General features: G+C 66.7%; 23 protein-coding genes. 13 read left to right on the forward strand and 10 right to left on the reverse strand.

Annotated features, from left to right (window positions below; genetic code table 11):
- Positions 1–80: 80 nt before the first annotated feature.
- Positions 81–569 (reverse strand): hypothetical protein, encoded by a 489-nt coding sequence (locus TVH25_RS12290; protein WP_422424297.1) that lies wholly within the window; start codon positions 567–569, stop codon positions 81–83.
- A 284-nt stretch (positions 570–853) separates the two neighbouring features.
- Here TVH25_RS12290 and rph point away from each other — a divergent pair, with 284 nt between their 5' ends.
- Entirely contained in the window at positions 854–3,550 is a 2,697-nt protein-coding gene (rph, locus tag TVH25_RS12295) for a rifamycin-inactivating phosphotransferase (protein ID WP_422424298.1), read from the forward strand.
- Here rph and TVH25_RS12300 read toward each other — a convergent pair.
- Complete coding sequence (locus tag TVH25_RS12300; protein WP_169621936.1) at positions 3,495–3,971, reverse strand: polyketide cyclase; 477 nt, start codon at positions 3,969–3,971, stop codon at positions 3,495–3,497. The genes rph and TVH25_RS12300 overlap by 56 nt on opposite strands.
- 322 nt (positions 3,972–4,293) lie before the next feature.
- Here TVH25_RS12300 and nhaA point away from each other — a divergent pair, with 322 nt between their 5' ends.
- On the forward strand, positions 4,294–5,598 hold the full coding sequence (gene nhaA / locus TVH25_RS12305; RefSeq protein ID WP_422424299.1) for a Na+/H+ antiporter NhaA: 1,305 nt from the start codon (positions 4,294–4,296) through the stop codon (positions 5,596–5,598).
- Positions 5,599–5,751: 153 nt separating this feature from the next.
- Positions 5,752–6,456 carry a universal stress protein gene (locus tag TVH25_RS12310; RefSeq protein ID WP_169621938.1) on the forward strand — a complete coding sequence of 235 codons (705 nt, stop codon included), beginning with the start codon at positions 5,752–5,754 and terminating at the stop codon, positions 6,454–6,456.
- Positions 6,457–6,564: 108 nt separating this feature from the next.
- Here the strand turns inward: TVH25_RS12310 and TVH25_RS12315 are convergent, their stop codons facing one another.
- Complete coding sequence (locus TVH25_RS12315) at positions 6,565–6,741, reverse strand: hypothetical protein (protein ID WP_169621939.1); 177 nt, start codon at positions 6,739–6,741, stop codon at positions 6,565–6,567.
- Between the two features lie 238 nt (positions 6,742–6,979).
- Between TVH25_RS12315 and TVH25_RS12320 the strand changes: the two genes are divergently transcribed.
- The 4 genes from TVH25_RS12320 (at position 6,980) to TVH25_RS12335 (ending at position 9,260) form a co-directional block, all read left to right on the forward strand.
- The gene (locus TVH25_RS12320; RefSeq protein WP_169621940.1) at positions 6,980–7,123 is read left to right on the forward strand and encodes a hypothetical protein; all 144 of its coding nucleotides are present in this window, start codon (positions 6,980–6,982) and stop codon (positions 7,121–7,123) included.
- A 99-nt stretch (positions 7,124–7,222) separates the two neighbouring features.
- Positions 7,223–7,666: a hypothetical protein gene (locus TVH25_RS12325; protein WP_422424300.1), complete on the forward strand. Its 444-nt coding sequence runs from the start codon at positions 7,223–7,225 to the stop codon at positions 7,664–7,666.
- Between the two features lie 144 nt (positions 7,667–7,810).
- Positions 7,811–8,212, forward strand: a complete 402-nt coding sequence (locus tag TVH25_RS12330) for a DUF302 domain-containing protein (protein ID WP_169621942.1) — start codon at positions 7,811–7,813, stop codon at positions 8,210–8,212.
- 157 nt (positions 8,213–8,369) lie between these two features.
- On the forward strand, positions 8,370–9,260 hold the full coding sequence (locus TVH25_RS12335) for an NAD(P)-dependent oxidoreductase (protein ID WP_169652119.1): 891 nt from the start codon (positions 8,370–8,372) through the stop codon (positions 9,258–9,260).
- On the opposite strand, the gene TVH25_RS12340 is transcribed toward TVH25_RS12335, so the two are convergent.
- Positions 9,257–10,852, reverse strand: a complete 1,596-nt coding sequence (locus tag TVH25_RS12340) for an MFS transporter (RefSeq protein WP_169621944.1) — start codon at positions 10,850–10,852, stop codon at positions 9,257–9,259. The two genes, TVH25_RS12335 and TVH25_RS12340, sit on opposite strands and share 4 nt — an antisense overlap.
- Positions 10,853–11,082: 230 nt before the next feature.
- On the opposite strand from TVH25_RS12340, the gene TVH25_RS12345 reads away from it, so the two are divergent.
- A complete protein-coding gene (locus TVH25_RS12345) occupies positions 11,083–11,415 on the forward strand; it encodes an amphi-Trp domain-containing protein (RefSeq protein ID WP_169652118.1) in 333 nt (110 codons plus the stop codon).
- Between the two features lie 33 nt (positions 11,416–11,448).
- On the opposite strand, the gene TVH25_RS12350 is transcribed toward TVH25_RS12345, so the two are convergent.
- Positions 11,449–12,222 carry a crotonase/enoyl-CoA hydratase family protein gene (locus tag TVH25_RS12350; protein ID WP_296549528.1) on the reverse strand — a complete coding sequence of 258 codons (774 nt, stop codon included), beginning with the start codon at positions 12,220–12,222 and terminating at the stop codon, positions 11,449–11,451.
- An 86-nt stretch (positions 12,223–12,308) separates the two neighbouring features.
- The gene (locus TVH25_RS12355) at positions 12,309–13,010 is read right to left on the reverse strand and encodes a TVP38/TMEM64 family protein (RefSeq protein ID WP_296549529.1); all 702 of its coding nucleotides are present in this window, start codon (positions 13,008–13,010) and stop codon (positions 12,309–12,311) included.
- Between the two features lie 240 nt (positions 13,011–13,250).
- Between TVH25_RS12355 and mutA the strand changes: the two genes are divergently transcribed.
- The 4 genes from mutA to TVH25_RS12375 are packed head-to-tail and all read left to right on the forward strand — an operon-like array spanning position 13,251 to position 19,151.
- The gene (gene mutA / locus TVH25_RS12360; protein ID WP_422424301.1) at positions 13,251–15,140 is read left to right on the forward strand and encodes a methylmalonyl-CoA mutase small subunit; all 1,890 of its coding nucleotides are present in this window, start codon (positions 13,251–13,253) and stop codon (positions 15,138–15,140) included.
- Entirely contained in the window at positions 15,141–17,387 is a 2,247-nt protein-coding gene (gene scpA / locus TVH25_RS12365; RefSeq protein WP_169652117.1) for a methylmalonyl-CoA mutase, read from the forward strand.
- A 7-nt stretch (positions 17,388–17,394) separates the two neighbouring features.
- A complete protein-coding gene (gene meaB / locus TVH25_RS12370; RefSeq protein WP_169621949.1) occupies positions 17,395–18,459 on the forward strand; it encodes a methylmalonyl Co-A mutase-associated GTPase MeaB in 1,065 nt (354 codons plus the stop codon).
- Positions 18,456–19,151: a lysoplasmalogenase gene (locus TVH25_RS12375; protein WP_346765329.1), complete on the forward strand. Its 696-nt coding sequence runs from the start codon at positions 18,456–18,458 to the stop codon at positions 19,149–19,151. The genes meaB and TVH25_RS12375 overlap by 4 nt, the downstream gene beginning before the upstream one ends.
- On the opposite strand, the gene TVH25_RS12380 is transcribed toward TVH25_RS12375, so the two are convergent.
- The 3 genes from TVH25_RS12380 to TVH25_RS12390 form a co-directional block, all read right to left on the reverse strand.
- Entirely contained in the window at positions 19,135–19,554 is a 420-nt protein-coding gene (locus TVH25_RS12380; protein WP_169621950.1) for an Hsp20/alpha crystallin family protein, read from the reverse strand. The two genes, TVH25_RS12375 and TVH25_RS12380, sit on opposite strands and share 17 nt — an antisense overlap.
- Before the next feature lie 185 nt (positions 19,555–19,739).
- The gene (locus TVH25_RS12385; RefSeq protein WP_378527722.1) at positions 19,740–20,156 is read right to left on the reverse strand and encodes an amino acid-binding protein; all 417 of its coding nucleotides are present in this window, start codon (positions 20,154–20,156) and stop codon (positions 19,740–19,742) included.
- A complete protein-coding gene (locus TVH25_RS12390) occupies positions 20,153–20,611 on the reverse strand; it encodes an OsmC family protein (protein WP_169621952.1) in 459 nt (152 codons plus the stop codon). Before TVH25_RS12390 ends, TVH25_RS12385 begins: the two co-directional genes overlap by 4 nt.
- Positions 20,612–20,675: 64 nt before the next feature.
- Between TVH25_RS12390 and TVH25_RS12395 the strand changes: the two genes are divergently transcribed.
- Positions 20,676–21,371 (forward strand): ArsR/SmtB family transcription factor, encoded by a 696-nt coding sequence (locus tag TVH25_RS12395; protein ID WP_422424302.1) that lies wholly within the window; start codon positions 20,676–20,678, stop codon positions 21,369–21,371.
- 33 nt (positions 21,372–21,404) lie between these two features.
- On the opposite strand, the gene TVH25_RS12400 is transcribed toward TVH25_RS12395, so the two are convergent.
- Positions 21,405–21,992 carry a hypothetical protein gene (locus TVH25_RS12400; protein ID WP_296550152.1) on the reverse strand — a complete coding sequence of 196 codons (588 nt, stop codon included), beginning with the start codon at positions 21,990–21,992 and terminating at the stop codon, positions 21,405–21,407.
- Between the last annotated feature and the right edge of the window lie 40 nt (positions 21,993–22,032).

A 22,032-nucleotide genomic window follows, 5' to 3' on the forward strand; every position in this document is an offset into this window, starting at 1 on the left:
GGGGGGGGGGGGGGTGGGGGGCGGCGGGGTGCGCGGGGGCGGCGGGCGGGCCGGGGGGGCCGCCCGGGCGGCGTGCTTCGTCAGGGCACGGTGTATTCGGTGGAGCAGTCGTAGTACGTAACGTTCTGCCCGTTGTCTGCGGTGTTGGTGACACCGGTGACGGCCGTGATCCGGCCCGGTTCCGTGTTCTGGACAGGCAACTCGATGATCGTGTCACCAGCGTCGATACGCGCCGTTGCCTCGCCGACGCCGTTGAAACCCGTGTCGAGGTTTGCCCAGACCACATGCGCCCTCTGGGTGTACGGCGCTGCAGACTGCGAATGGGTGTGGAACGTGAAGATCACTTGCCCGGGTGCGGGCGAGGCCACGGTGACGTCACTGCTGTCGAAACGACCGAAGTCGTTGGGATCGACGTAATCGATGCTGCAGAACGGTGTCTCGACGGGATCCTTCGGCGGGAACAAGTCGACGGAGTTCCACGGGACCGCGTGCGCCACACCCACGCTCAGTGATGCGGCCGCGACGGTGACGAGCGGGGTGACGATCAGGCGGGACAGTTTCCGGTGCATATCTCTCCTCGGACGGTTCAGTGGCGCAACAGGCACGCACGAAAATGGCCGGGTGGTGAGAGAATCCTGGCATCGCGATACGTTTCCGGCGCCCGAAAACCTCGAATACGTTGGCGCCGTGTGCGTTCAGCGGACGCTCCGGAACCCCAAGCCCGCTAGGACGGGGTATACACGTCTCGCTATCCCCCTTTCACGTTATACCGCATCGGGCGACCTCATGAGACCCGGATTTTCGGCCCATACTCGCTCGCAGAGTGCTCGGGCGCGCAGCGAGAGGAGCGGGCATGAACTACGTACTGGGTCTAGATGAGGTCGGGCGGGAACAGGGGGCGCCGGCAGGAGGAAAAGGGGCGAATCTAGGAGAACTCACGAGGGTCGCAGGGACGCGTGTGCCGGACGGCTTCTGCGTCACAGCGGATGCATTCACGCGTGCCATGGACGCCGTTCCGTCATTCGGTGACCTGCTCGATCGACTGTCGCTACTCGACCCGGACGACCGCGACGGGATCCGTGTGGCGAGCGGGACGCTCCGCGACTCCATCGAAGATCACGGCGTTCCGGACGATGTCGCGGGCGCGGTCCTCGCGGCGCTCGGCGGGTTCGGTGGAGATGCCGCCTTCGCGGTCCGGTCCAGTGCCACCGCCGAGGACTTGCCCACGGCGTCTTTCGCCGGACAGCAGGATTCGTACCTCAACGTCTCGGGCCGTGACCAGATCCTTCGGTGCGTAACGCGATGCTGGGCGTCGCTGTTCACCGAGCGGGCCGTCACCTATCGTATGCGGAACGGATTCGACCACCGGCAGGTCCGTATGGCTGTGGTCGTGCAGAAGATGGTGTTCCCGGACGCGGCGGGGGTTATGTTCACCGCCGACCCGGTTACCTCCGATCGCACGGTCGTTTCCGTGGAAGCAGTCTTCGGGCTCGGTGAGGCGCTCGTGTCGGGCTCGGTGAACCCGGACGTCTACAGCGTGCGCGCAGGCGATGTCGTCACCAGGGCGGTTGCCCGGAAACGGCACGCTCTGTGGGCTGCGCCCACCGGGGGAACGCGCGTCCGGGAAGTCGAACCGGAGCGGCGGAACATCCCCGTCCTGTCCGACGCGCAGATCCTTCGTCTCGCGCGTCTGGGGCGGGACATCGAGGCTCATTTCGGCTGCCCCCAGGACATCGAATGGTGTCTGGTGGGCGACGACTTCCGCGTCGTCCAGAGTCGGCCCGTCACCACCCTGTTCCCGCTCCCCGCAGTACGGGACGGAGAAAAACACGTCTACGTGTCGGTCGGACATCAGCAGATGATGACCGACGCCATGAAGCCGTTGGGAATCTCCGTGTGGCAGTTGACGAGTCCGGCACCCATGCGTGATGCGGGAGGACGGTTGTTCGTCGATGTCACCGCTGCGCTGTCCGCACCGGCGACCCGTGCCGCCCTGGTGGAAGGCCTCGGAAGATCCGATCCACTCATCGGGGATGCCTTGCACACCGTTCTCGCCCGCGCGGATCTCGTTGGATCGGGCACCGACGAGCAGCCGGGCGGTCCCGTGCCGGACGCACCCGACCTGCTCGACGCGGACCCGGAGGTCGTCACCGAGTTGATCGCGCACGCGGAGGCCTCTCTGGACGCGTTGCAGCGCGAGATCCGTGGCAGATCCGGGACGGCGTTGCTCGATTTCATAGAATGCGACATCCAGGAGCTGAGACGGCTGTTGTTCGATCCGCGAAGTCTTCGGGTGATCACCTCCGCGACGGAATCGGCGCGGTGGCTCGACGCCCATCTCCACGAGTGGCTCGGTAAGAGGAACGTTGCCGACACGCTCGCGCAATCCGTTCCCCACAACGTCACCTCCGAGATGGGTTTGGCGCTCCTCGACGTCGCGGACGCGATCCGGCCGTACCCGGAGGTGGTGGAGTTCCTTCGGCATGTGGCGCGATCGGGTGGCGACGACGAACGTTTCCGGCGGGAACTGGGTGAGATCCCCGGCGGCCCGCAGGCCGAAGCCGCGATCGACGAGTATCTCGCCGAGTACGGGATGCGCTGTGCCGGCGAGATCGACATCACGAGGCCACGCTGGAGCGAACGGCCGACGGCTCTGGTGCCGGTGATCGTCGGCAACGTCGAGAACTTTGCTCCCGGCGCTGCGAGGCGGCGTTTCGAACACGGCCGGCGTGAGGCGGAAGAAACGACACGCGAGTTGCTCGGACGCCTACGGACGCTGCCGGACGGGAATCGGAAAGCCGACGAGACCGAACGGATGATCGACCGTCTCCGGACTTTCTCGGGGTACCGGGAGTACCCGAAGTACGCCATGGTCAGCCGTTATTTCGTGTACAAACGAGCACTGTCCGCCGAAGCCGAGCGCCTCGTGCACGCAGGTGTACTCCGCCACCGGGACGACATCTTCTACCTGAGGTTCGAGGAACTGCGCGACATCGTGCGCACGCATCGAGAGTGCGACGCCCTTGTGCGGGAGCGGAAAGACTTGTTCCGCACGTACACGTCTCTCACGCCCCCTCGGGTCTTCACGTCCGACGGGGAGGTCATCGTGGGGGAGTACCGGCGTGAGGACGTCCCCGACGGCGCACTGACCGGCATGCCGGTCTCCGCCGGGGTGGTCGAGGGGAGAGCCCGGGTGGTCGACGACATGGCGAAGGCGGACCTCGAGCCGGGCGACATCCTGGTCACCGCGTATACCGATCCGAGTTGGACCCCATTGTTCGTCTCGATCGGCGGGTTGGTCACCGAGGTGGGCGGACTGATGACCCACGGCGCGGTGGTGGCACGGGAGTACGGCGTGCCGGCCGTGGTGGGCGTGCAGCACGCCACCGGGACGATCCGGGACGGCTCGCTCATTCGCGTGAACGGGACGGACGGCTACGTCGAGATCATGCCCGAGGCAGGCACGGGACGTGACGCACCCCCGGGTACCGTGATCAGTGCGGATAACCCCGGCGCACGGTGCGCGCGAGGATACCGAGCGACGATTTGAGAGTCGCCTCGGAGATCACCGGAAAGATGCCCGCCTCGCGCCACGTCGGGTGGATCTCGGACCAGTCGTAGTACGACGTCACGAGAGAACCGTCGTCGACGGGTTCGATCCGGTAGCCGTAGATGTGCCCGATCTGGGGTCGCACTCTTCCCAGGATGGTCCAGGAGATCTCTCGTTCCGGGACGAAGTCTCTGATCGTGACCGTGACATCGTATTCACCCATCGGAATGTCACCGAGGGCCTCCCGGTCCATGTGAACGACGAATTTATCGCCGGCCGCGGTCACCACCGGGCCCTCCGCGTCCATCAACATGCCGGAACCGTCGATGGCAACGTGCCCCTGGGGGTCGCACAGCACCGCGAAAATCGCTGCGGGATCGGACTTGACGGTCCGCTGTACTTCGATCCGATCGGTCGTCACGCCATGATGGTGCCAGAGATACGGGATCACCGCACGGGAGCGCCGGTTGCTCGCGACGGCCTGCTCCAGCATGTGCGAGGCGCAGGAGGGCGACGACCGTCCGCACCGTACGAGTGCGGTACTGTCCTTTCCGGTGCGCCGGGAAGTCTGGTCGGCAAGGTGATGATCTCACTCTCGAGCCGGAGGACTGTGTGTACCGTCGTGTTGTATCTCCAACCCCGCCTGCCGGGATGCCCGGCGCGTTGACTCCCGTCGTGAATTCTCGGCCCGGCCGATGCTGCCCCGCACGACAGTCGGCCGCGCTGTCTTCCGAGGACGTGTGATGTCGAGCATCTTCTCCGGCCTTCCGTTCCTGTCCCGTGGTTCCTGGGAGGAATCCCGGCGTGTGGCGGACATTCTGCGCAAAGAAACGGTGGGCGGCATCCTGCTGCTCGTCGGGGCGGTCGCCGCGCTCGTCTGGGCGAACACCGCGTGGTCCGACTCCTACCACGCCTTGCGCGAGACCACCGTCGGTCCGTCGGCCCTCCACATGGATTTGTCGTTGGGCACGTGGGCGGCGGACGGGCTGCTCGCGGTTTTCTTCTTCGTCGTCGGTGTGGAACTGAAGCGCGAATTCGTCGAAGGCAGTCTGCGGGATCTGCGCCGCGCCGCGATGCCTGTCACCGCCGCGCTCGGCGGCATGGTGGTCCCCGCGCTGATCTTCGTTGCGATCAACGCGCGCGGCGGTGCGGAGGCGCTCAACGGCTGGGCGGTCCCCACCGCGACCGACATCGCGTTCGCGGTGGCCATCCTCGCTGTGATCGGCGCACACCTGCCGTCGGCGCTGCGGACGTTTCTGCTCACGCTGGCCGTGGTGGACGACCTCCTGGCGGTGACGGTGATCGCCGTGTTCTATACCGACGATGTAAAGCTGCTCTTTCTCGGCGCTGCGTTGCTTCCCCTGCTGGCGTTCGGGTTCGCCCTGCAGCGCGGGGTGAACGCATGGTGGGTGCTGGTGCCCTTGGCTGCTGTCACCTGGTGGCTCGTCCACGAATCCGGGGTGCACGCCACGATTGCCGGCGTCCTGCTCGGGTTCGTGGTTCCGGTGTCACGGATGGTCGACGGTAAGAAGATTCCGGTGGCCGAGCACATCGAACACCGGATTCGCCCGCTGTCCGCCGGAGTCGCGGTACCGGTGTTCGCGTTCTTCGCCGCCGGCGTGACGGTCGGCGGCCTCACGGGGTTGGCCGATGCCCTCACCGATCCCATCTCCATCGGCGTGATTGCGGGCTTGGTCATCGGTAAGGTCGTCGGAATCTTCGGTGTCAGCTACCTGGTGGCGCGCTTCACCCGCGCGCACCTGGACGACGAACTGAGCTGGCTCGATGTGTTCGGTGTCGCGCTGCTCGGTGGTATCGGATTCACGGTGTCGTTGCTGATCGGGGATCTCGCGTACGGCGCGGGGACTCCTGCCGCCGACCACATCAAGGTCGCCGTCCTGTGCGGCTCGCTGCTCAGTGCCTTGTGCGCTTCGTCGGTGCTTGTCGTCCGCAACCGCACCTACCGGAGGATCGTCGCACTGGAGACGGTCGACGACGACGGAGACGGGATCCCCGACGTCTACCAGAAGGGTGAGCGTCATGCCTGAGATCGGGCTCGGCGCGGCGCCGGGAGGCAGAGTTCGGCCGAGCTCGGCGCGGGACACAGTCCCCGACTTCCGCACTGTCCCCGAGGTGCGCACTGTCCCCGAGGTCCGCACGCGGACACACCGTGATGCTGCATCGTGTACGAGGAGAAGATCGTGAACTGGACCGTATTTGCCGTCTTCGTCGTCGTGTGGGTGTGCGTCGGATTGCTGACGGGTCTATGGATGGCGCGCCGCGGACACGACGGTCGATGGACACTCATCGCGGTGATCCTCGGGCCGTTGTTCGTCCCCATTGCGTACGAGCGAGTCGAACGCAATCCCCGCTCCGTCGACGTGACGTCCGTCGACAGCTGGGGCGCCGACGCCGCGAAGGCGTCCGGACTCCGCGTAATGGTCGGGTACGACGCTTCCGTCGAGGCCGAGCACGCGCTGCACTCGGCGCTGCGCTTGTTCGGGAGCGGCGGCGGAGTTCTCGAGCTGGTCGCGGTCGTGTCCTACGACGACGCCAACGACCCCGACTCGACGATGGTGGACCGGGCGAAGCAGCGTCTGACCGCGGCAGCCTCCGGCGCCGGGACCGTTCCGGTGGGTTACGCGGTTCTTGCAGGTCCGCCCGGAGAGTGCCTGCGCTGGTACGCCGAGAACCACCGTGCAGACGTGCTGGTCGTCGGGAAGCGGGGCCGCGGGATGTCGACCCGGATGCTCGGCAGCGTGGCGGAGTATCTCACGGCGCACTGTCCGGTCCCTGTTCTCGTGGTGGATCCGACGGTTCCGTCGGAAGGGCAGGATTCCGCAGAACCCACTGTGGCCGTTCGGGTGAGCCCACTCGACTCGCCGAGAGAAACCGGAAACCGTTAGCGATCCCCCATGTTTCCCACGCATCGACGACGGTCGATCCGGCCACGGCGGTGGGCGCAGCGAACGCCGGGCGGCGTCGGACGACAGCCGGGGGAGCGGTCGCCCGCCTCAGTGAAGTCCGCGCCGCTGAGCCTCGCTCGTGAATTGTCCGAGGGCGGCGCGAGCCTCTTCCTCGGCGACGGTGTCTCCTTCGGAAGCGAAGTGGCGCAGTCTGTTTCGCCAGAAATAGAGGCCTTCTACGATCTCGTCGTCCGAAAGGTCGGCGGGCACCCCGAAGTTCCCCATGCGGTGATTCTCTGCAGGAAGTCGGCCCAGCACAAGGGATGATCGTCGCGCGATCAGGGACCTTCGGACCTGGATATCGTGTCCTTTCTGTGGATCGTGATGATCGTTCGTCGTCACCGCGGGAGCATTGCCGTGCCTCCTGGTGGGTCCGGAGGACTACCGGTAGGTCGCGCAGTCCGGTGTCGGCTCGTACCGTTTGAAGTATCGGATTCGATGTCCGCACGACAGGAGGCACACGATGGGAATGCTCAGCAGGGTCATCAAGGGCGGCGTGGCCGTCAAGGCAATCCAGGTGGTCAAGCGCGAAGCGTCCAAACCGGAGAACCAGCGCAAGGCGCGCGAGTTCGCTACCCGGTTACGCGACAAGCGCCGCTCGCGCTGACGTGTGACGGCGGAGGTCCGCAGAAACACTCACCCGTCCCGCCGCACTCCGGCGACGAATAACTCTCGTACGAGTGACCACGAGGAGAGCGGGCGAGCGATGAAGGAGTTTGATACCGGATTCTTCAGCTGGACTGCCCGGCGGGTGAGCCTCGGTGGGGAACTGCAGGAGGTGCGTCGAGGCGAGCATGTGGACGTTTCCTTGCCCGCAACGTCGCGCCCCAGTCATCTCGTCGTCTACCACGACGACGAAGCCGACTACGTCGCGCTCGTCGTCGGAGATGCTGCCGGAAACGAGGACGTCCCGGTCCATGCCGTCCACGAGGAACAACTCCTGCTCGAGGGTGGGCGCAGTACTGCCCCTGTCGAGATCCTCGTCGGGGTACCCGACGGCCGTGATCTGGGCGCGCAACAGAGAGAACTCGACCGTCAGTTGTGCGCAGGCGGGCCGATTCGGTCGATGCTGGAATGTTCGGGGGTGCGGTCGGTGGTCGTGAGTTGGTCCGGGCCGTCGAGGACGTCGGCGTCGCCCTCGCCGGAGTAGGGGTCCGAGTTCGTCGCGCACCCTCGGTCGGCCCGGTGGGCCGGGCGTCCGAACGGGGAGTGGGGATACCCCGAGGGGTATACTGAGAGGCGGCGCCCGCCTGACGCAAAGCGGGCCCGACGCCGGACCGGAAAGGAAACACCCATGACCCTCGCACTCTCGACCACTCTCGCGACCACCTTCGACGACGCACTCGACCGGACTCGAAAAGCATTGTCGGAGCAGGGTTTCGGTGTTCTCACCGAGATCGATATGAAGGCGACGCTCAAGGCCAAGCTCGACGAGGACATCGAAGACTACGTGATTCTCGGCGCGTGCAATCCGCCACTCGCGCATCGCGCCGTGACCACGGACAGGCAGATCGGACTTCTCCTGCCCTGCAATGTCGTGGTGCGTCGGGACCCCGAGAACGACGACGTGATCATCATCGATGCGATGAACCCGCAGATCATGGTGCAGGTGGCCGACACCGAGGGGTTGCGTGAGGTCGCGGAGGACGCCGCCGCCAAACTCGCAGCCGCGATCGACGCACTGCAGAACGACTGATCCACGACCCTGCGTGATCCGGCGGTACTGCTTCTCTCGGGTCTCACGAGCCGCCGCGACCGTTCGCCCGCTTCCGTCGAGCGCCCGCGCCCGCACGGAGGCGGCGCTAGAGTTGAACCGGCCGCCAACACGCTTTCCCGATGGGAAGGACTTTGCTGTGGAGATCGGATTTCTCGGCCTCGGCACGATGGGTACACCGATGGCCCGCAATATGGCACGAGCCGGAAACACCGTCTCCGTCTGGAATCGAAGCCCCGGCAAAGCCGGCGCTGTGGTCGAGTACGGTGCCACGGAAGTCGACTCGCCGGCGGAGGCGTTGCGTGTGCCCATCTCGTGTAGTGCACTCGCCGACGACCACGCATTCGCGGGCACCGTACTGTCTCCCGACTCTCTCGCTGCGATGCCGCCGGGTGCCATCCACGTCAACCTCGCCACGGTGAGCCCCGAAATGGCTACCCACGCTGCGGAGGCGCTGACAGGTATCGGCGTCCGCTACGTGGCCTCCCCGGTCTTCGGGCGCGCGGAAGTTGCGGACGCGGGCAACCTGACGGTGCTCGCCGCGGGTGACTCCTCCGCCGTGGAGGAAGTGGCTCCGCTGCTCGAGGCGATCGGACGCCGGACGTGGCGGATCGGCGAGGACCCCAAGCAGGCCAACATCGTCAAGATTCTCGGCAACTATCTGATCGCCAACGCACTCCAGGCCATGGCCGAGGCGACGACCATCTCGGAGAAGGTGGGCGGATCACCGGAGTTGCTGATGAACATCATGAACGACAGCTTGTTCCCCGGTGCCGTCTACGAGGGCTACGGGCGGATGATCTCTCGTCGCACGTATGAGCCGACCGGATTCGGACTGGCTCTGGGGCTGAAGGATGTGCGTCTCGCACGCGCCCAGGCGCGGGAGGCCGATGTGACACTGCCGTTCGGAAGCGTGCTCGAAGATGTGTTCATCGATGCGCTGGCCCACGGGCAGGCCCGTCAGGACTGGTCCGCGATCACCGAGGCGACCCGGCGCAGGGCCGGTCTGACCGGGGACACCACCGCCTAGGTGCTGTCCGCCGGTTCGTGGGATTCCGGATCGGGTATGCGCCCCATCCGTAGGCATGTGACGATCCCGGCGAGGCCTGCGACAAGGGGAACGAGCAAGGCAACCTGGAGAGCGCGAGGACGGCTGTCCGTGTTGATCCGAACGATCTCGTCTCGAATCACCGGCGGCTGTTCTACGAGCAGTTGTTCGAGTTGTGTGTTGCTCATGACCTGCGCGTCGTCCTCGAGCACGTGCGCGACCTGACGCTGCTCGGCCGGAGGGAGTACGGTGCTCGATTCCGCCATGGACGTGAACGTGAAGGACAGTGTCGCCAGCATCAGAGCACCTGCGAATGCGAGTCCGAACGAGAGTCCGAACGACCCCGACGCGGAGTTGACCCCCGCCGCTTCGCTGATGCGCTCTTCGTCGATCGGTGCGAGTGTGTAGTTGTTGAGCTGGGACACCAGCAAACCCAGGCCGGATCCGGCGATCATCAGGGGAAGTATGAGCCCCCATCCGAATTCGGCTCGCGGCACGATCGGTATCAGCGCGGCGATGCCGATCGTCAACAGCACGAACCCTCCCCGGATGATGCTGCTGGGGCGCCGGTCGCCGGCCTTGTTGCCTGCGAGCAACGCCACCGCGAACATACTGAGAGACAGCGGCGCGAGCGACAGTCCCGCTTGCAGCGCGTTGTATTCGAGCACCATCTGTAGGTAGATGGGCAACGCGATCATCGTCCCGCCCAGGGCGATCTGCTGGAGCATCTGTCCCGTGATTCCAAGCCGGAACATCGTGGAGTGAAACAGATCCGGGTCCAGCAACGTCGTCTTCCCTCGATGTTTGCGGCGCACGAGCCAGCCCGCGAGGCAGACCAGCGAGAGTGCGCCGAGCACGAGGAGCACGCCGACGAACTCGCCGCCTTCCTGCCACACCAGAATCCCCAGTACGACGCCACCCATTCCCACGACGGAGAGGGCGGCGCCGACCAGGTCGATCGTCCGCGGACCGGTGTACGGCACGTCGCGGACGAGTCCGATCCCGCACAACACGATCCCGATGACGACAACCTCGAGGACGAAGCCCACCCGCCACGACAGGAACGTGGTGATGAACCCGCCGAGCAGTGGCCCGACCGCAGCGGCGATCGCGGCGGCCGCCCCGACCAGGGCGTAGACCTTCTTCTGCGCCTTCCCTTCGAAGTTTCCGTGGATGAGCGATTGCATGGCGGGTAACAGCAGCGACGCGCCGATACCGCCCAGGACGGCCCAGAAGACGATGACCGCCGTGAGGGTCTGTGCGAGTGCCATGGCTGTCGCACCGACGGCATAGCCCAGCAGGCCGAGTACGTAGGCCCGCTTCCGTCCGATGAGGTCGCCGATCTTGCTGCCGATCAGGATGAACGCGGCCGAGACCAGTGCCTCGAGCGCGATCGCCGACTGAACACCGCTCACGGTCGTGTCGAGATCGCGAACCACAGACGAGATGGACACGTTCATCAGTGAGGTATCGACGACGAGGACGAACATCGCCATCGCCAGCAGGAGACCCAGCAGCCGCCGAGGAGCCACTACTTCCCCGGACGATTCGCCGGCAGGTGGGTGTTCGCTCATGCGGTGTGCACCGCCGTTCGGTCGGGGTCGCCGGAGCGGCCGGGAAGCCACACCGGTACCCGGTGTGATACCCATCCCGAGATCGAGTTTCCCACGAGCGAGGGCGATGCAGGCAGAGGTCGCGAAGGTTCGTGCGGCCGCTGACCCGCCGTCCGTCTTCTCGTTCGGGCCGGTCACATACCTCGCGGCGGTTACGGTGAGTGCACACTGCGCTGAGGTCAGGAGTCGTCGTGCCCAAGCTGGAGATCAAGAAGACGTCCGAGCTTTCTCGTAAGGAAGCGTCCGAGCGGCTGATCGAACTCGGCCGTGCTCTCGCCGACGGCTCGGAGGTGGAGCTGGGATCGTCCGGTGACTCGGTGACGATGGAGGTCGCCGACCGAGTGCGGTGGGAGCTGGAGATCGAGGTCGACGGCGACGAGATCGAAATCGAAATCGAAATCAGCTGGCGCGACGCTCCGTCCGGCGCATCGGGGGCCGAGGAACAACCGTCGACGGAGCCGGCGAGCCCGTCTCCTGCCCGGCCGGCGCGCCGGGGACGGCCCCGCAAGACCCCGGCAAAATGACCCCGTGGCGCACGCCCGTCCAGCCGGGCCGGTCTACGAGAAGTCGCCGTGGCGGCCTTCTCCGTCGCTGAACCGAGCAGCGCCGTGGGTCGTATCGACCGCGAGAGATTCCATCCCGACCCGGATCTCGAGTGCCATGGCCTCTCGCTCTGTGCGTCCGAACTGGTTGTGAGCCGACCGGCGGTCGTTGCGCATGCAGGTTTGCGGAAAGCGCGTCAGCTCTCGGGCAAGCTGCTCTGCGGCTGCTCGCGCGGTGCCGGGCTCGACCACACGATTGGCCAGGCCGAAACCGAGCGCCTCGTCCGCACCCACCGGCCGGCCGGTCAGAATCATGTCCATGGCCCGGCTCTCGCCGATCAGTCGCGGTAGGCGCACGGTGCCGCCATCGATGAGCGGAACTCCCCAGCGCCGGCAGAACACGCCGAACACGGCGTCCGACGCGGCAACCCGCAGGTCACACCAGATCGCAAGCTCGAGACCACCGGCCACCGCATAGCCCTCGATCGCCGCGATCACCGGTTTCGACATGCTCAGGCGCGTCGGGCCCATCGGGCCGTGACCCTCCACCGCGACGGTGTTGGCTCTCTCTGTACCGATCGATTTCAGATCGGCGCCGGCGCAGAACGTCCCGCCCTCGCCGTACAGGACGGCGACGTCGGTGCCGGGGTCGGTGTCGAACTCTTCGAATGCCCGCGCGAGTTCCGCAGCCATCGCACCGTCGACGGCATTGCGACGACCCGGTTGCGCCATGACCACCGTGGTCACGCGATCCTCGGTCTCGACGCGAATGGACTCGTATCTCGTCATCTTCCCGCTCCGCTCCCCGTCATCGCTCCCAGTGTGAAGGGGAGTGCGGCAGAGCCGGGGCAATACTCAGTATCGACCGGGGCATGTCACTCGCTCCGGGGCGAGTGTGCCGGGGGATCGACGACAGCGTCCAGAGCGGAACCCGCCGGTTCGGGGAGTCGGGCTTCGAGTAGGAGGCCACCGATGCCGACCGCGATACACACGGCGCTGACGACCATCAACGCAGGATCGGCCCGGCCGGTGAGGGCATCGCCGAGCAACACGACACCGACGGTGCCGGGAAGGATGCCGACCATCGTGGCGAGGGTGTACGGCACGAATCGCACCGACGACACCGCGCAACAGCAGTTGACGACAAAAAACGGTGCAGCCGCGATCAATCTCAGGGACCCGACAGCGAGCCAGCCACGGCGAGCCAGACGCAGATCGACCGCTTTGGCGGCGGGGTGCGTCAGATGCGCCTCGACGACGGTGCGTCCCACCGCGCGCAGCAGAAGAAACGCCAGAATCGCGCTTGCGGTCGTTGCGGCGACCGACACCGCGATTCCGGTCACGCTCCCGAAGAGCACACCGGCGCTGAGCGTGAACACCGTTCGCGGCACGGGAGCGATCGTCACCAGGGTGTGGACCGCAAAGAACGTGAGGATCAGCGTGGGGCCGTTCACCGACTGGGACCACTCCCGAATCTGTCCTACGGAGGGGAGCGGAACCAGCAGCGCCACGGCGATCAGGCCGGCGAGCAAGAGGAGGAGACCGAGGATCCTGCGGTCTCCGATAATCCTCGTCACGGGGTCTGAGCGTACCCGCGGGGCGCGGTACTTCCGGAGGTGCCGCGACCGGCGTGCCCGATCACACACTGCGGACCACATTTATCGATCGTTAGAGAATCTGTGGGAATCCCCACAGTGAGTGTCCAGAGTGTGCGGCTAGCATCACAGCGACAAAGGTTTAACCTTTTCGGGATCATCCGCCTCCGGCCCACAACGCCGCCGAACAGATCCTGCATGCCGCAGTAGGAGGAATCGCACGTGTCATTAGCTGCAGAAGCCGAGGACGCCGCGCGCGCATATGCGCAGTGGCAGGACGCGGTCGCGGGAGTGCTCGCGAAGTCCCGGCGTGTCGATCCGGCAGAACTCGGCCCTGAGCCGCAGCGCCTGCTCGAGACCACGACGTACGACGGTGTCACCGTGAACCCCCTCTACGGCATCCGCGACGAACGTCCCGAAGTCCCGTTGCCCGGTGAGTTCCCGTTCGTACGCGGAGGTTCCTCCACCCGCGACGTCACCACCGGTTGGCTGGTGTCCGCGCAGTTCGGCGGCGACGCGGCGGCGACCGGTTACGGCACCGCCACCAAGGTCAACGAGCGCATCCTCAACGGCCTCGAAAACGGCGTCGGTGCACTGTGGCTGCGTGTCGGCGGCACCGACCTTCCCGTCGAGTCTCTCGGCGCAGCCCTCGAGAACGTACTGCTCGACCTCGCGCCGGTGACACTCGACGCCCGGGCCGAGACCGTTGCTGCCACCGCAGCGCTGTACGCGGTCGTCGATTCCCGCAGCGACCTCGCCGACCCGGATGCCGTACGCCTCTTTCTCGGTGCCGCGCCGCTGACCAGCGAATTCTCGGGCCGCGCGGACACCACCGTGCCGGAAGCGGTCGAACTCGCGGTCGTGGCGGCAGAGCGAACCGGCACGGTTCGGGCCCTCACCGTCGACGGCACCGCATTCCATGACGCCGGTGCCTCGGACGCCGAGGAACTCGCCGCCTCGGTCGCCGCCGGTCTCGCGTACGTTCGCGAACTGATCACCGCCGGACTCTCGCCGGAGCAGGCGCTCGGACAGATCGAGTTCCGCCTGGCTGCGACGGACGATCAGTTCCAGACCATCGCGAAGTTCCGCGCGGGCCGGCAAGTGTGGGCACGTATCGCCCAGGTGGTCGGCGCACCGGAAGCCGGCAACGCTCCCCAGCACGCAGTCACCTCGGCCGCGATGATGGCCCAGCGCGACCCCTGGGTGAACATGCTGCGCACCACCCTCGCCGCATTCGGCGCGGGCATCGGCGGTGCCGACGCCGTGACCGTGCTGCCGTTCGATGCCGCTTTGCCGACGGGCGCGCTCGGCGTGTCCGAAGGGTTCGCCGCACGCATCGCCCGCAACACCCAGTTGCTGCTCCTCGAGGAATCCAACCTCGGCCGCGTTCTCGACCCCGCCGCCGGATCCTGGTACGTCGAGGAACTCACCGCGCAGATCGCCGCCAAGGCCTGGGAGTTCTTCCAGGAGATCGAAGCTGCCGGTGGATACCGCGCCGCCCTCGAGTCGGGGCTGGTCGCCGAACGCATCGCCGCGACCCGTGCGCACAGGGAAGACGACATCGCGCATCGCAGGACCGCGCTCACCGGCATCAACGAGTTCCCCAATCTCGCCGAGGCCCCGCTCCCCGCCGGAGCCGCGGACGCCGGCACGTTCGCCGCGCGCTATGCGGCGCCGTTCGAGGCGCTGCGTGACCGCTCGGACGTCTACCTCGCCGCACACGGCGCCCGGCCGAAGGTGCTGCTCGCACCGCTCGGACCCGTCGCAGAACACAACGGCCGCAGCACTTTCGCCGCGAACCTGATGGCATCGGGCGGCATCGAGACCGTCAACCCGGGTCCGCTCGATCTCACGGGCGATGCCGTCGCCGCCGCCGTCAGCGGATCCGGCACGAGTATCGCGATCCTCTGCGGCACCGATGCCCGGTACGGCCAGGAAGCCGCGACCGCCACCGCCGCGCTGCGCGCCGCGGGAATCACGACCGTGCTGCTCGCCGGACCGGAGAAAGCCGTCGGCGATGTGCAGGGCGAGAGCCGTCCCGACGGCTTCCTCACCGCCCGTATCGACGCGGTTGCCGCGCTGACCGACCTGCTCGACACCCTGGGAGCGTAAGTGAGTATCGAACACGAGATCGGCAGCTTCGCCGACATCCCGCTGACCGACCCGGCGGCGCCGGTGCCGTCCGCTCCCACTCCGGAGCAGGCCGACGCGCTCACCGAATCCGTCGCCACCGCCAACCTGTACACCAAGGACCAAGTGGTGTGGTCCACGCCCGAGGGGATCGACGTCAAGCCGGTCTACACCCGGGCGGACCGCGACGCGATCGTCGCCGAGGGCTACCCCCTCGACAGCTACCCGGGGATCGCGCCCTTCGTGCGCGGCCCCTACCCGACGATGTACGTCAACCAGCCGTGGACCATCCGCCAGTACGCCGGATTCTCCACCGCCGCGGAGTCCAACGCCTTCTACCGCCGCAATCTCGCGGCCGGGCAGAAGGGCCTGTCGGTCGCCTTCGACCTCGCGACCCACCGCGGCTACGACTCCGACCATCCGCGCGTCCAGGGCGATGTCGGTATGGCCGGTGTTGCGATCGACTCGATCCTCGACATGCGGCAACTCTTCGACGGCATCGATCTGTCCCAGGTGTCCGTGTCGATGACGATGAACGGCGCGGTGCTGCCGATTCTCGCGCTGTACGTCGTCGCCGCGGAAGAGCAGGGCGTCAAGCCCGAACAACTCGCCGGAACCATTCAGAACGACATTCTGAAAGAGTTCATGGTCCGCAACACCTACATCTATCCGCCGAAGCCGTCGATGCGGATCATCTCCGACATCTTCTCGTACACCAGCGCGAAGATGCCGAAGTTCAACTCCATCTCGATCTCCGGCTACCACATCCAGGAGGCCGGAGCGACCGCCGATCTGGAGCTGGCGTACACCCTCGCCGACGGTGTGGAGTACATCCGTGCCGGGCTGGACGCAGGCATGGCCATCGACAAGTTCGCACCACGGCTGTCGTTCTTCTGGGCGATCGGAATGAACTTCTTCATGGAGGTGGCCAAGCTCCGCGCCGGCCGGCTCCTGTGGGCCGAACTGGTCGAAAAGTTCGAACCGAAGTCCGCCAAGTCGCTGTCGCTGCGCACCCACTCGCAGACCTCGGGGTGGTCGCTGACCGCGCAGGACGTGTTCAACAACGTCACGCGTACCTGCGTCGAGGCGATGGCCGCGACACAGGGTCACACCCAGTCGCTGCACACCAACGCGCTGGACGAGGCGATCGCGTTGCCGACCGACTTCTCCGCCCGTATCGCCCGCAACACGCAGCTGTTGTTGCAGCAGGAGTCGGGCACCACCCGGCCCATCGATCCGTGGGGTGGCTCGCACTACGTCGAATGGCTCACCCATGAGCTCGCCAACCGGGCCCGCGCGCACATCGCCGAGGTCGAGGAAGCCGGCGGAATGGCACAGGCCATCTCCGAAGGCATCCCGAAGTTGCGCATCGAGGAAGCTGCCGCGCGCACCCAGGCCCGTATCGACTCCGGGCGCCAGCCGCTGATCGGCGTCAACAAGTATGTTCCCGACGAGGTCGACACCATCGAGGTGCTCAAGGTCGAGAACTCCAAGGTGCGCGCCGAGCAGATCGCGAAGCTCGAGCGGCTTCGCAGTGACCGCGATGAGGCGGCAACGAAGGCCGCGCTCGCCGAGCTGACCCGCGCCGCCGCGTCGGCCGACGGCGGCATGGAGAACAACCTGCTGGCCCTCGCGATCGACGCGGCACGCGCGAAAGCGACTGTCGGAGAGATCTCCGACGCCCTCGAGAAGGTCTACGGGCGGCACCAGGCCGAGATCCGCACGATCAGCGGGGTGTACCGCGACGAGGCCGGAAAGGCGACCAACATCACCACGGCAACGGAACTCGTCGAGAAGTTCGCTGAAGAGGAGGGCCGCCGGCCCCGCATCCTCGTCGCGAAGATGGGGCAGGACGGCCACGACCGCGGACAGAAGGTGATCTCCACCGCGTTCGCCGACCTCGGCTTCGATGTGGATGTCGGACCGCTGTTCCAGACGCCCGAAGAGGTCGCCCAGCAGGCGGCCGACAACGACGTGCACGTCATCGGTGTGTCGTCGTTGGCCGCGGGTCACCTCACCCTCGTTCCTGCTCTCAAGCAGGCACTGGCCGAGGTGGGCCGCGAGGACATCATGATCGTGGTGGGCGGCGTCATTCCGCCCGGGGATTTCGACGAGCTCTACCAGGCGGGTGCCGCGGCGATCTTCCCGCCCGGAACCGTGATCGCCGACGCGGCCGCCGGCCTGCTCACGAAGCTGGCAGCCCAGCTCGGCCACCACGTCCAGGGATAGACCGGACATGGGCAGACCTCCGGTCGATACCGACGCTCTCGCCGACGCGGTGCTCGCGGGACAGCGAGCCGCCGTGGCGAAGGCGATCACCCTGGTCGAGTCCACCCGCAACGACCATCGGGAGCAGGCGCAGCAGTTGCTGTTGCGCCTGCTCCCGGAGGCGGGCGGGGCGATCCGGGTCGGCATCACCGGCGTTCCCGGTGTCGGCAAATCGACGTTCATCGACAACCTCGGCATGTACCTGCTGGGCAAGGGTCACCGCGTGGCGGTCCTGGCGGTCGACCCGTCGTCGACCCGCACCGGCGGATCGATTCTCGGTGACAAGACCCGCATGGCCAGATTGTCGGTGGAACGCGATGCCTTCATCCGGCCGTCGCCCACCGCCGGAACACTCGGCGGTGTCGCGAAGGCCACCCGCGAAACCATGGTGCTGCTCGAGGCGGCCGGATTCGACGTGATTCTCGTCGAAACCGTCGGTGTCGGGCAGTCCGAGGTGACGGTCGCGAACATGGTGGACTGCTTCACCTTCCTGACACTCGCGCGCACCGGCGACCAGTTGCAGGGCATCAAGAAGGGCGTGCTCGAACTGGCCGATCTCGTTGCCGTCAACAAGGCCGACGGCAAGTTCGAGCGCGACGCCCGCGTCGCCGCCCGGGAACTCGCCGGGGCCATGCGGCTCGTGCACCCGCACGACGCGTTGTGGAAACCCCCGGTCATCACGATGAGCGGGCTCGAAGGCAGCGGCCTGGACACGTTCTGGGACACCGTCCTCGAGCACCGTCGCGTGCTTACCGAGGCGGGCCGATTCGAAGAGAACCGGCGTCGTCAGCAGATCGACTGGACCTGGACGATGGTGCACGACCAGCTGCTGCGGCGTCTCGAATCCGCACCGCGGGTCAAGGCGATCCGGGGCGAGGTCGAGGCGGCGGTGCAAGACGGATCGCTCACCGCGGCTCTGGCGGCGCAACGAATTCTCGATGCGTTCGACGGTGTGGGCGAACAAGAGTCTGCCGGCGCTACGGCTACGAACGTCGGCAGCGCGGTGTCCACGGGTGACGGCGGCGAGCGGTGAACCGCACTGCGGCCGCTACCGCCGCATTCGTCGCGTTCGCGGCCGTCGCAGTGGCGCACCTCGTCGCCCAGCTGGTGGACCCTGATTCCTTCGTGACCGAGTCCACTCAGTGGCTGCTCATGCCGCTGCTCGCGCTCGGAGTGGCCGCCCGGACCGCGCGTCCCCGGGATCGGCTGGTGACACTGACGCTTCTCGCGCTGGTGTTTTCGTGGCTCGGCGACGCAGCCCCGGACCTGTTCGACGGCGACACAGCATTCCTCGTGCTGATCGGGTTCTTCCTGTGTGCCCAGATCACGTATATCGCCGCGTTCCTGCCCTACCGCCACCGCAGCGTGATCCGCACGAACCGGTGGCTTCTCGCGCCGTACGCCGCGGCAGTGGTGATTCTGATCGCGGTGTGTGCGCCGGGCGCCGGGGCTCTCGTCGTCGCGGTGACGATCTACGGAGCGTGCATCGCCACGATGGCGGTTCTCGCGACGGGCGTGTCCCGGACCGTCGCGTGGGGCGCGGTCGTCTTCGTGGTCTCGGATTCGCTGATCGCGCTGAACGCCTTCGTCGACGGGTTCTCCCTGCCCGCCACCGGTTTCTGGATCATGATCACCTATATCTGCGCGCAAGCTCTCATCGCACGCGGTGTCCTCACCAGGAACGCGGAAGCACAGGCCGACGTCCGCGTCAGTCCGCTTTCTTGACCTCGATCTTCTTCGCGGACGAGTCGGTGTCGCCGATACCGACGGACACGGTCAGAATTCCTTGGGCGTACGAGGCGTCGATGTCGTCCTCCTTGGCTCCGCGCGGGAGGGTGACGCTGCGCCGGTAGGAACCGTAGGTGAACTCGGAGTGGCCGTTGTCCGATTTCTTGTCGGTGCGCTCGGCCGAGATCTCGAGCCGCCCGTCGTTCACCTGCACGTTGATGTCCTTGTCGGGATCGAGACCGGGCATTTCGGCGCGCACGATGTAGCGGCCGTCTGCCAGTTCGTCCTCGACGCGAATGATGTTGTTGCCGAGAGTCGGGCGGAACCCGCCGATCGAATCGAAGAAGTCGGACAGTTCCGGAAACGGGTTCCAGGCGCGGCGTGCGGGAACAGTGGACATGAGATCTCCCTAGAGGTGAATGCCGGTTTCGTGTCCGGCCCAGTGCGGACAATCCACGCGAATGCACCGATTGTCCTTGTCGGGCAATCGAATTCGGTCGCGCTCTGGCTTCAAGGTAGTGCACCGTGTGTGGCCTCGTGGCGGGTATCGGGCGATCGGTGCGCAGGGGCGTGCCGATCGCGCAGTCACCCGCTTCGCTGCGACCGGGTCGTCCACTCTGCGGCGACGTGTCGGGCGTCCTCGTGTCGCGCTGGGTCGGTGACGATGACGAGGTGGTGGTCGTGGTCGCTGTACTGGACGAGAATATTGATCGCTTCGTCCGCAAGGCAGCGCGTGAAGGCACCCAGCTGACCGGGCACCTCCTGATCGAGCGCGAGCATCACCACGGGCCGGATCGTCACCGGCCCGACGCCTGCCGTGTCGAGCACGCGACTCGCGGTCTCGGCGTCGCCGACGAGGAAATGGGCGATCGCTGTACCTCGGAAGGTGAAGACGCCACCGCCTTCGAGGCTCACTCCCGCCCGGCCCAGCAGCTCACCGAAATGCGCGAGGGCGCCGGGCTCGTCGGGGAGTGTTACTTCGATATCGCGGAGGGTGCTCATGCGTCGATCACCGTCACCTCGACCTGAACGGGACACTTCAGCGTGTTCGCGATGTAGCACCCGCGGTGCGCGGTGGCGGCAGCGGTGCGGACCTTCTCGTGATCGGTTCCCGGAGCGACGCGAATCATCGGTGCGAGCCGGATTTCGGCTATCTGCGGAGGGGCGCTACCGGTATCGAGCACCGCAGTGGCGGCGTCCTCGTAGGAGAGCACGTCGAGGCCGGCCTGAGCAGCAACCGCGAGAAACGAGAGCAGTTGGCAGGACGAGGCGGCGGTGACCAGGAGCTGCTCGGGGTCCAGCAGGTCCGCGTCCCCGCGGAACGCCGGATCAGCACTGAGGGAAAGTTGCTGGGCTGCCGGTGGAGCGGTGGCGGTGTGAGTGCGTGAATACCCGCCGTACCCTGCTCCTGTCGTGCCCTGCCATTCGATATGCGCGCTGTAGTGGTGTCGAGTCATGTCGGCACCGTATCCCTGCAAAGTTTCGGCGTGCGCCGAACTTTCCCCGTTCTACAGTTGTGTTGTGAGTAAAGACTTCTCGGTGATCGGGCACGCGCTGTCGGCCCCCGCGCGGTCGGTCGTGCTCAATGCGCTCATGGACGGATCGAGTCGGCCGGCATCGGAATTGGCTGCGGCTGCGAGGGTCAGCCCATCCACTGCGAGTGGGCATTTGGCGATTCTCTGCGACGCCGGCCTCATCGTGGGCACGGTACGCGGCCGGCAACGCTTCTACCGCATCGCCGGTCCCACCATCGCCGCTGCGCTCGAACAGCTCGGCCATCTGTGCCCCTCTGCTCCGGTGGTGTCGTACCGGCAATCTCGTCAGGCCGAAGACCTTGCGCAGGCACGGCTGTGCTACGACCATCTCGCCGGGCGTCTCGGCGTCGCGTTGACCGACGCAATGGTCCAGGCCGGGTGGTTGTGCGAGGAAAGAGGGCTGGAGGCGACCGATCTCGGGCTCAACCGGCTCGGCGACATCGGCCTCGACCTCGCGGCAGGCGCGTCGTCCCGCCGACCGCTCTGCCGGGCGTGTCCCGACTGGACGGAGCGGCGGCCACATCTCGCAGGACGACTCGGCGCCGTCCTCGCGAGTCACGCTCTCGCGGCCGGCTGGGTACTGCCCGCCCGCCGCGGTCGTGGTCTCGCGGTCAGTCCTGCGGGGCGGGACGCGCTCGAGAAGCACTGGGGTGTCGACGGCGACACCCTCGCGTCAGTCTGATCGGGTCGTCGGCGGTGCCGCGGTCGCTCGGCGTTACAACCCGAGCAGTTTCTTCGTGATCTCGACAGCGGCAGGTCCACTCGGTGTCGGCTGCGCGCCGCTGCCCCCGACGGTGATCGACACCGACACCTGGGGCAGTTCGACTTTCGTCGCCGAGAAGGCGGTCCCCGCGGTCGAGACGGACATGCTGTAGGCGAGGCCGCCCAAGGATTCGATCTGCTCGTCGGGAATCATCTCGAGTCCGGTGGTCGCGGCGGAAGCGGTCGCGACGACACCGTTGCCCGGTTCGATGAGGATCTCGACGCCGCGTGAGCCGCCGGCATCGGACGCACCCGGGTTTCCCCACGTGCAGTACACCCGGGACGGGTCGAACCTGTCCGACGGTGTGGACACGAGGCCGGCGACATAGGGAGTGACCGTCGCACCGATCGCCTCGCAATCCACGAAACGGGCGCGTACCGCGGCCACGTAGTCCGGTCCGCTGCTCTCCGGGGAGTCGGAGGCGGCGAGATCGCGAGGACCACCGGTCTCGGCCTCCGCGGGGGAGCCCGCCGAACACGCTGCGAGTACCAGTCCGCCCGCAAGGAGAGCGGCAACAATGTGTATTCGGTTTTGTGTCACGCCGGGGATAGTAGCGATCAGGCGGGCCCGGTGGTGGGGT

The organism is Rhodococcus sp. 7Tela_A2 (genome assembly GCF_049311045.1).
Lineage (GTDB): Bacteria > Actinomycetota > Actinomycetes > Mycobacteriales > Mycobacteriaceae > Rhodococcus.

Bases quoted from the DNA above. Each gene is read 5' to 3' on its own strand.
- TVH25_RS12290 (WP_422424297.1), bottom strand. From the start codon at position 569: ATGCACCGGAAACTGTCCCGCCTGATCGTCACCCCGCTCGTCACCGTC.
- rph (WP_422424298.1), top strand. From the start codon at position 854: ATGAACTACGTACTGGGTCTAGATGAGGTCGGGCGGGAACAGGGGGCG.
- nhaA (WP_422424299.1), top strand. From the start codon at position 4,294: ATGTCGAGCATCTTCTCCGGCCTTCCGTTCCTGTCCCGTGGTTCCTGG.
- TVH25_RS12315 (WP_169621939.1), bottom strand. From the start codon at position 6,741: ATGGGGAACTTCGGGGTGCCCGCCGACCTTTCGGACGACGAGATCGTA.
- TVH25_RS12320 (WP_169621940.1), top strand. From the start codon at position 6,980: ATGGGAATGCTCAGCAGGGTCATCAAGGGCGGCGTGGCCGTCAAGGCA.
- TVH25_RS12325 (WP_422424300.1), top strand. From the start codon at position 7,223: ATGAAGGAGTTTGATACCGGATTCTTCAGCTGGACTGCCCGGCGGGTG.
- TVH25_RS12330 (WP_169621942.1), top strand. From the start codon at position 7,811: ATGACCCTCGCACTCTCGACCACTCTCGCGACCACCTTCGACGACGCA.
- TVH25_RS12340 (WP_169621944.1), bottom strand. From the start codon at position 10,852: ATGAGCGAACACCCACCTGCCGGCGAATCGTCCGGGGAAGTAGTGGCT.
- TVH25_RS12350 (WP_296549528.1), bottom strand. From the start codon at position 12,222: ATGACGAGATACGAGTCCATTCGCGTCGAGACCGAGGATCGCGTGACC.
- meaB (WP_169621949.1), top strand. From the start codon at position 17,395: ATGGGCAGACCTCCGGTCGATACCGACGCTCTCGCCGACGCGGTGCTC.
- TVH25_RS12380 (WP_169621950.1), bottom strand. From the start codon at position 19,554: ATGTCCACTGTTCCCGCACGCCGCGCCTGGAACCCGTTTCCGGAACTG.
- TVH25_RS12385 (WP_378527722.1), bottom strand. From the start codon at position 20,156: ATGAGCACCCTCCGCGATATCGAAGTAACACTCCCCGACGAGCCCGGC.
- TVH25_RS12390 (WP_169621952.1), bottom strand. From the start codon at position 20,611: ATGACTCGACACCACTACAGCGCGCATATCGAATGGCAGGGCACGACA.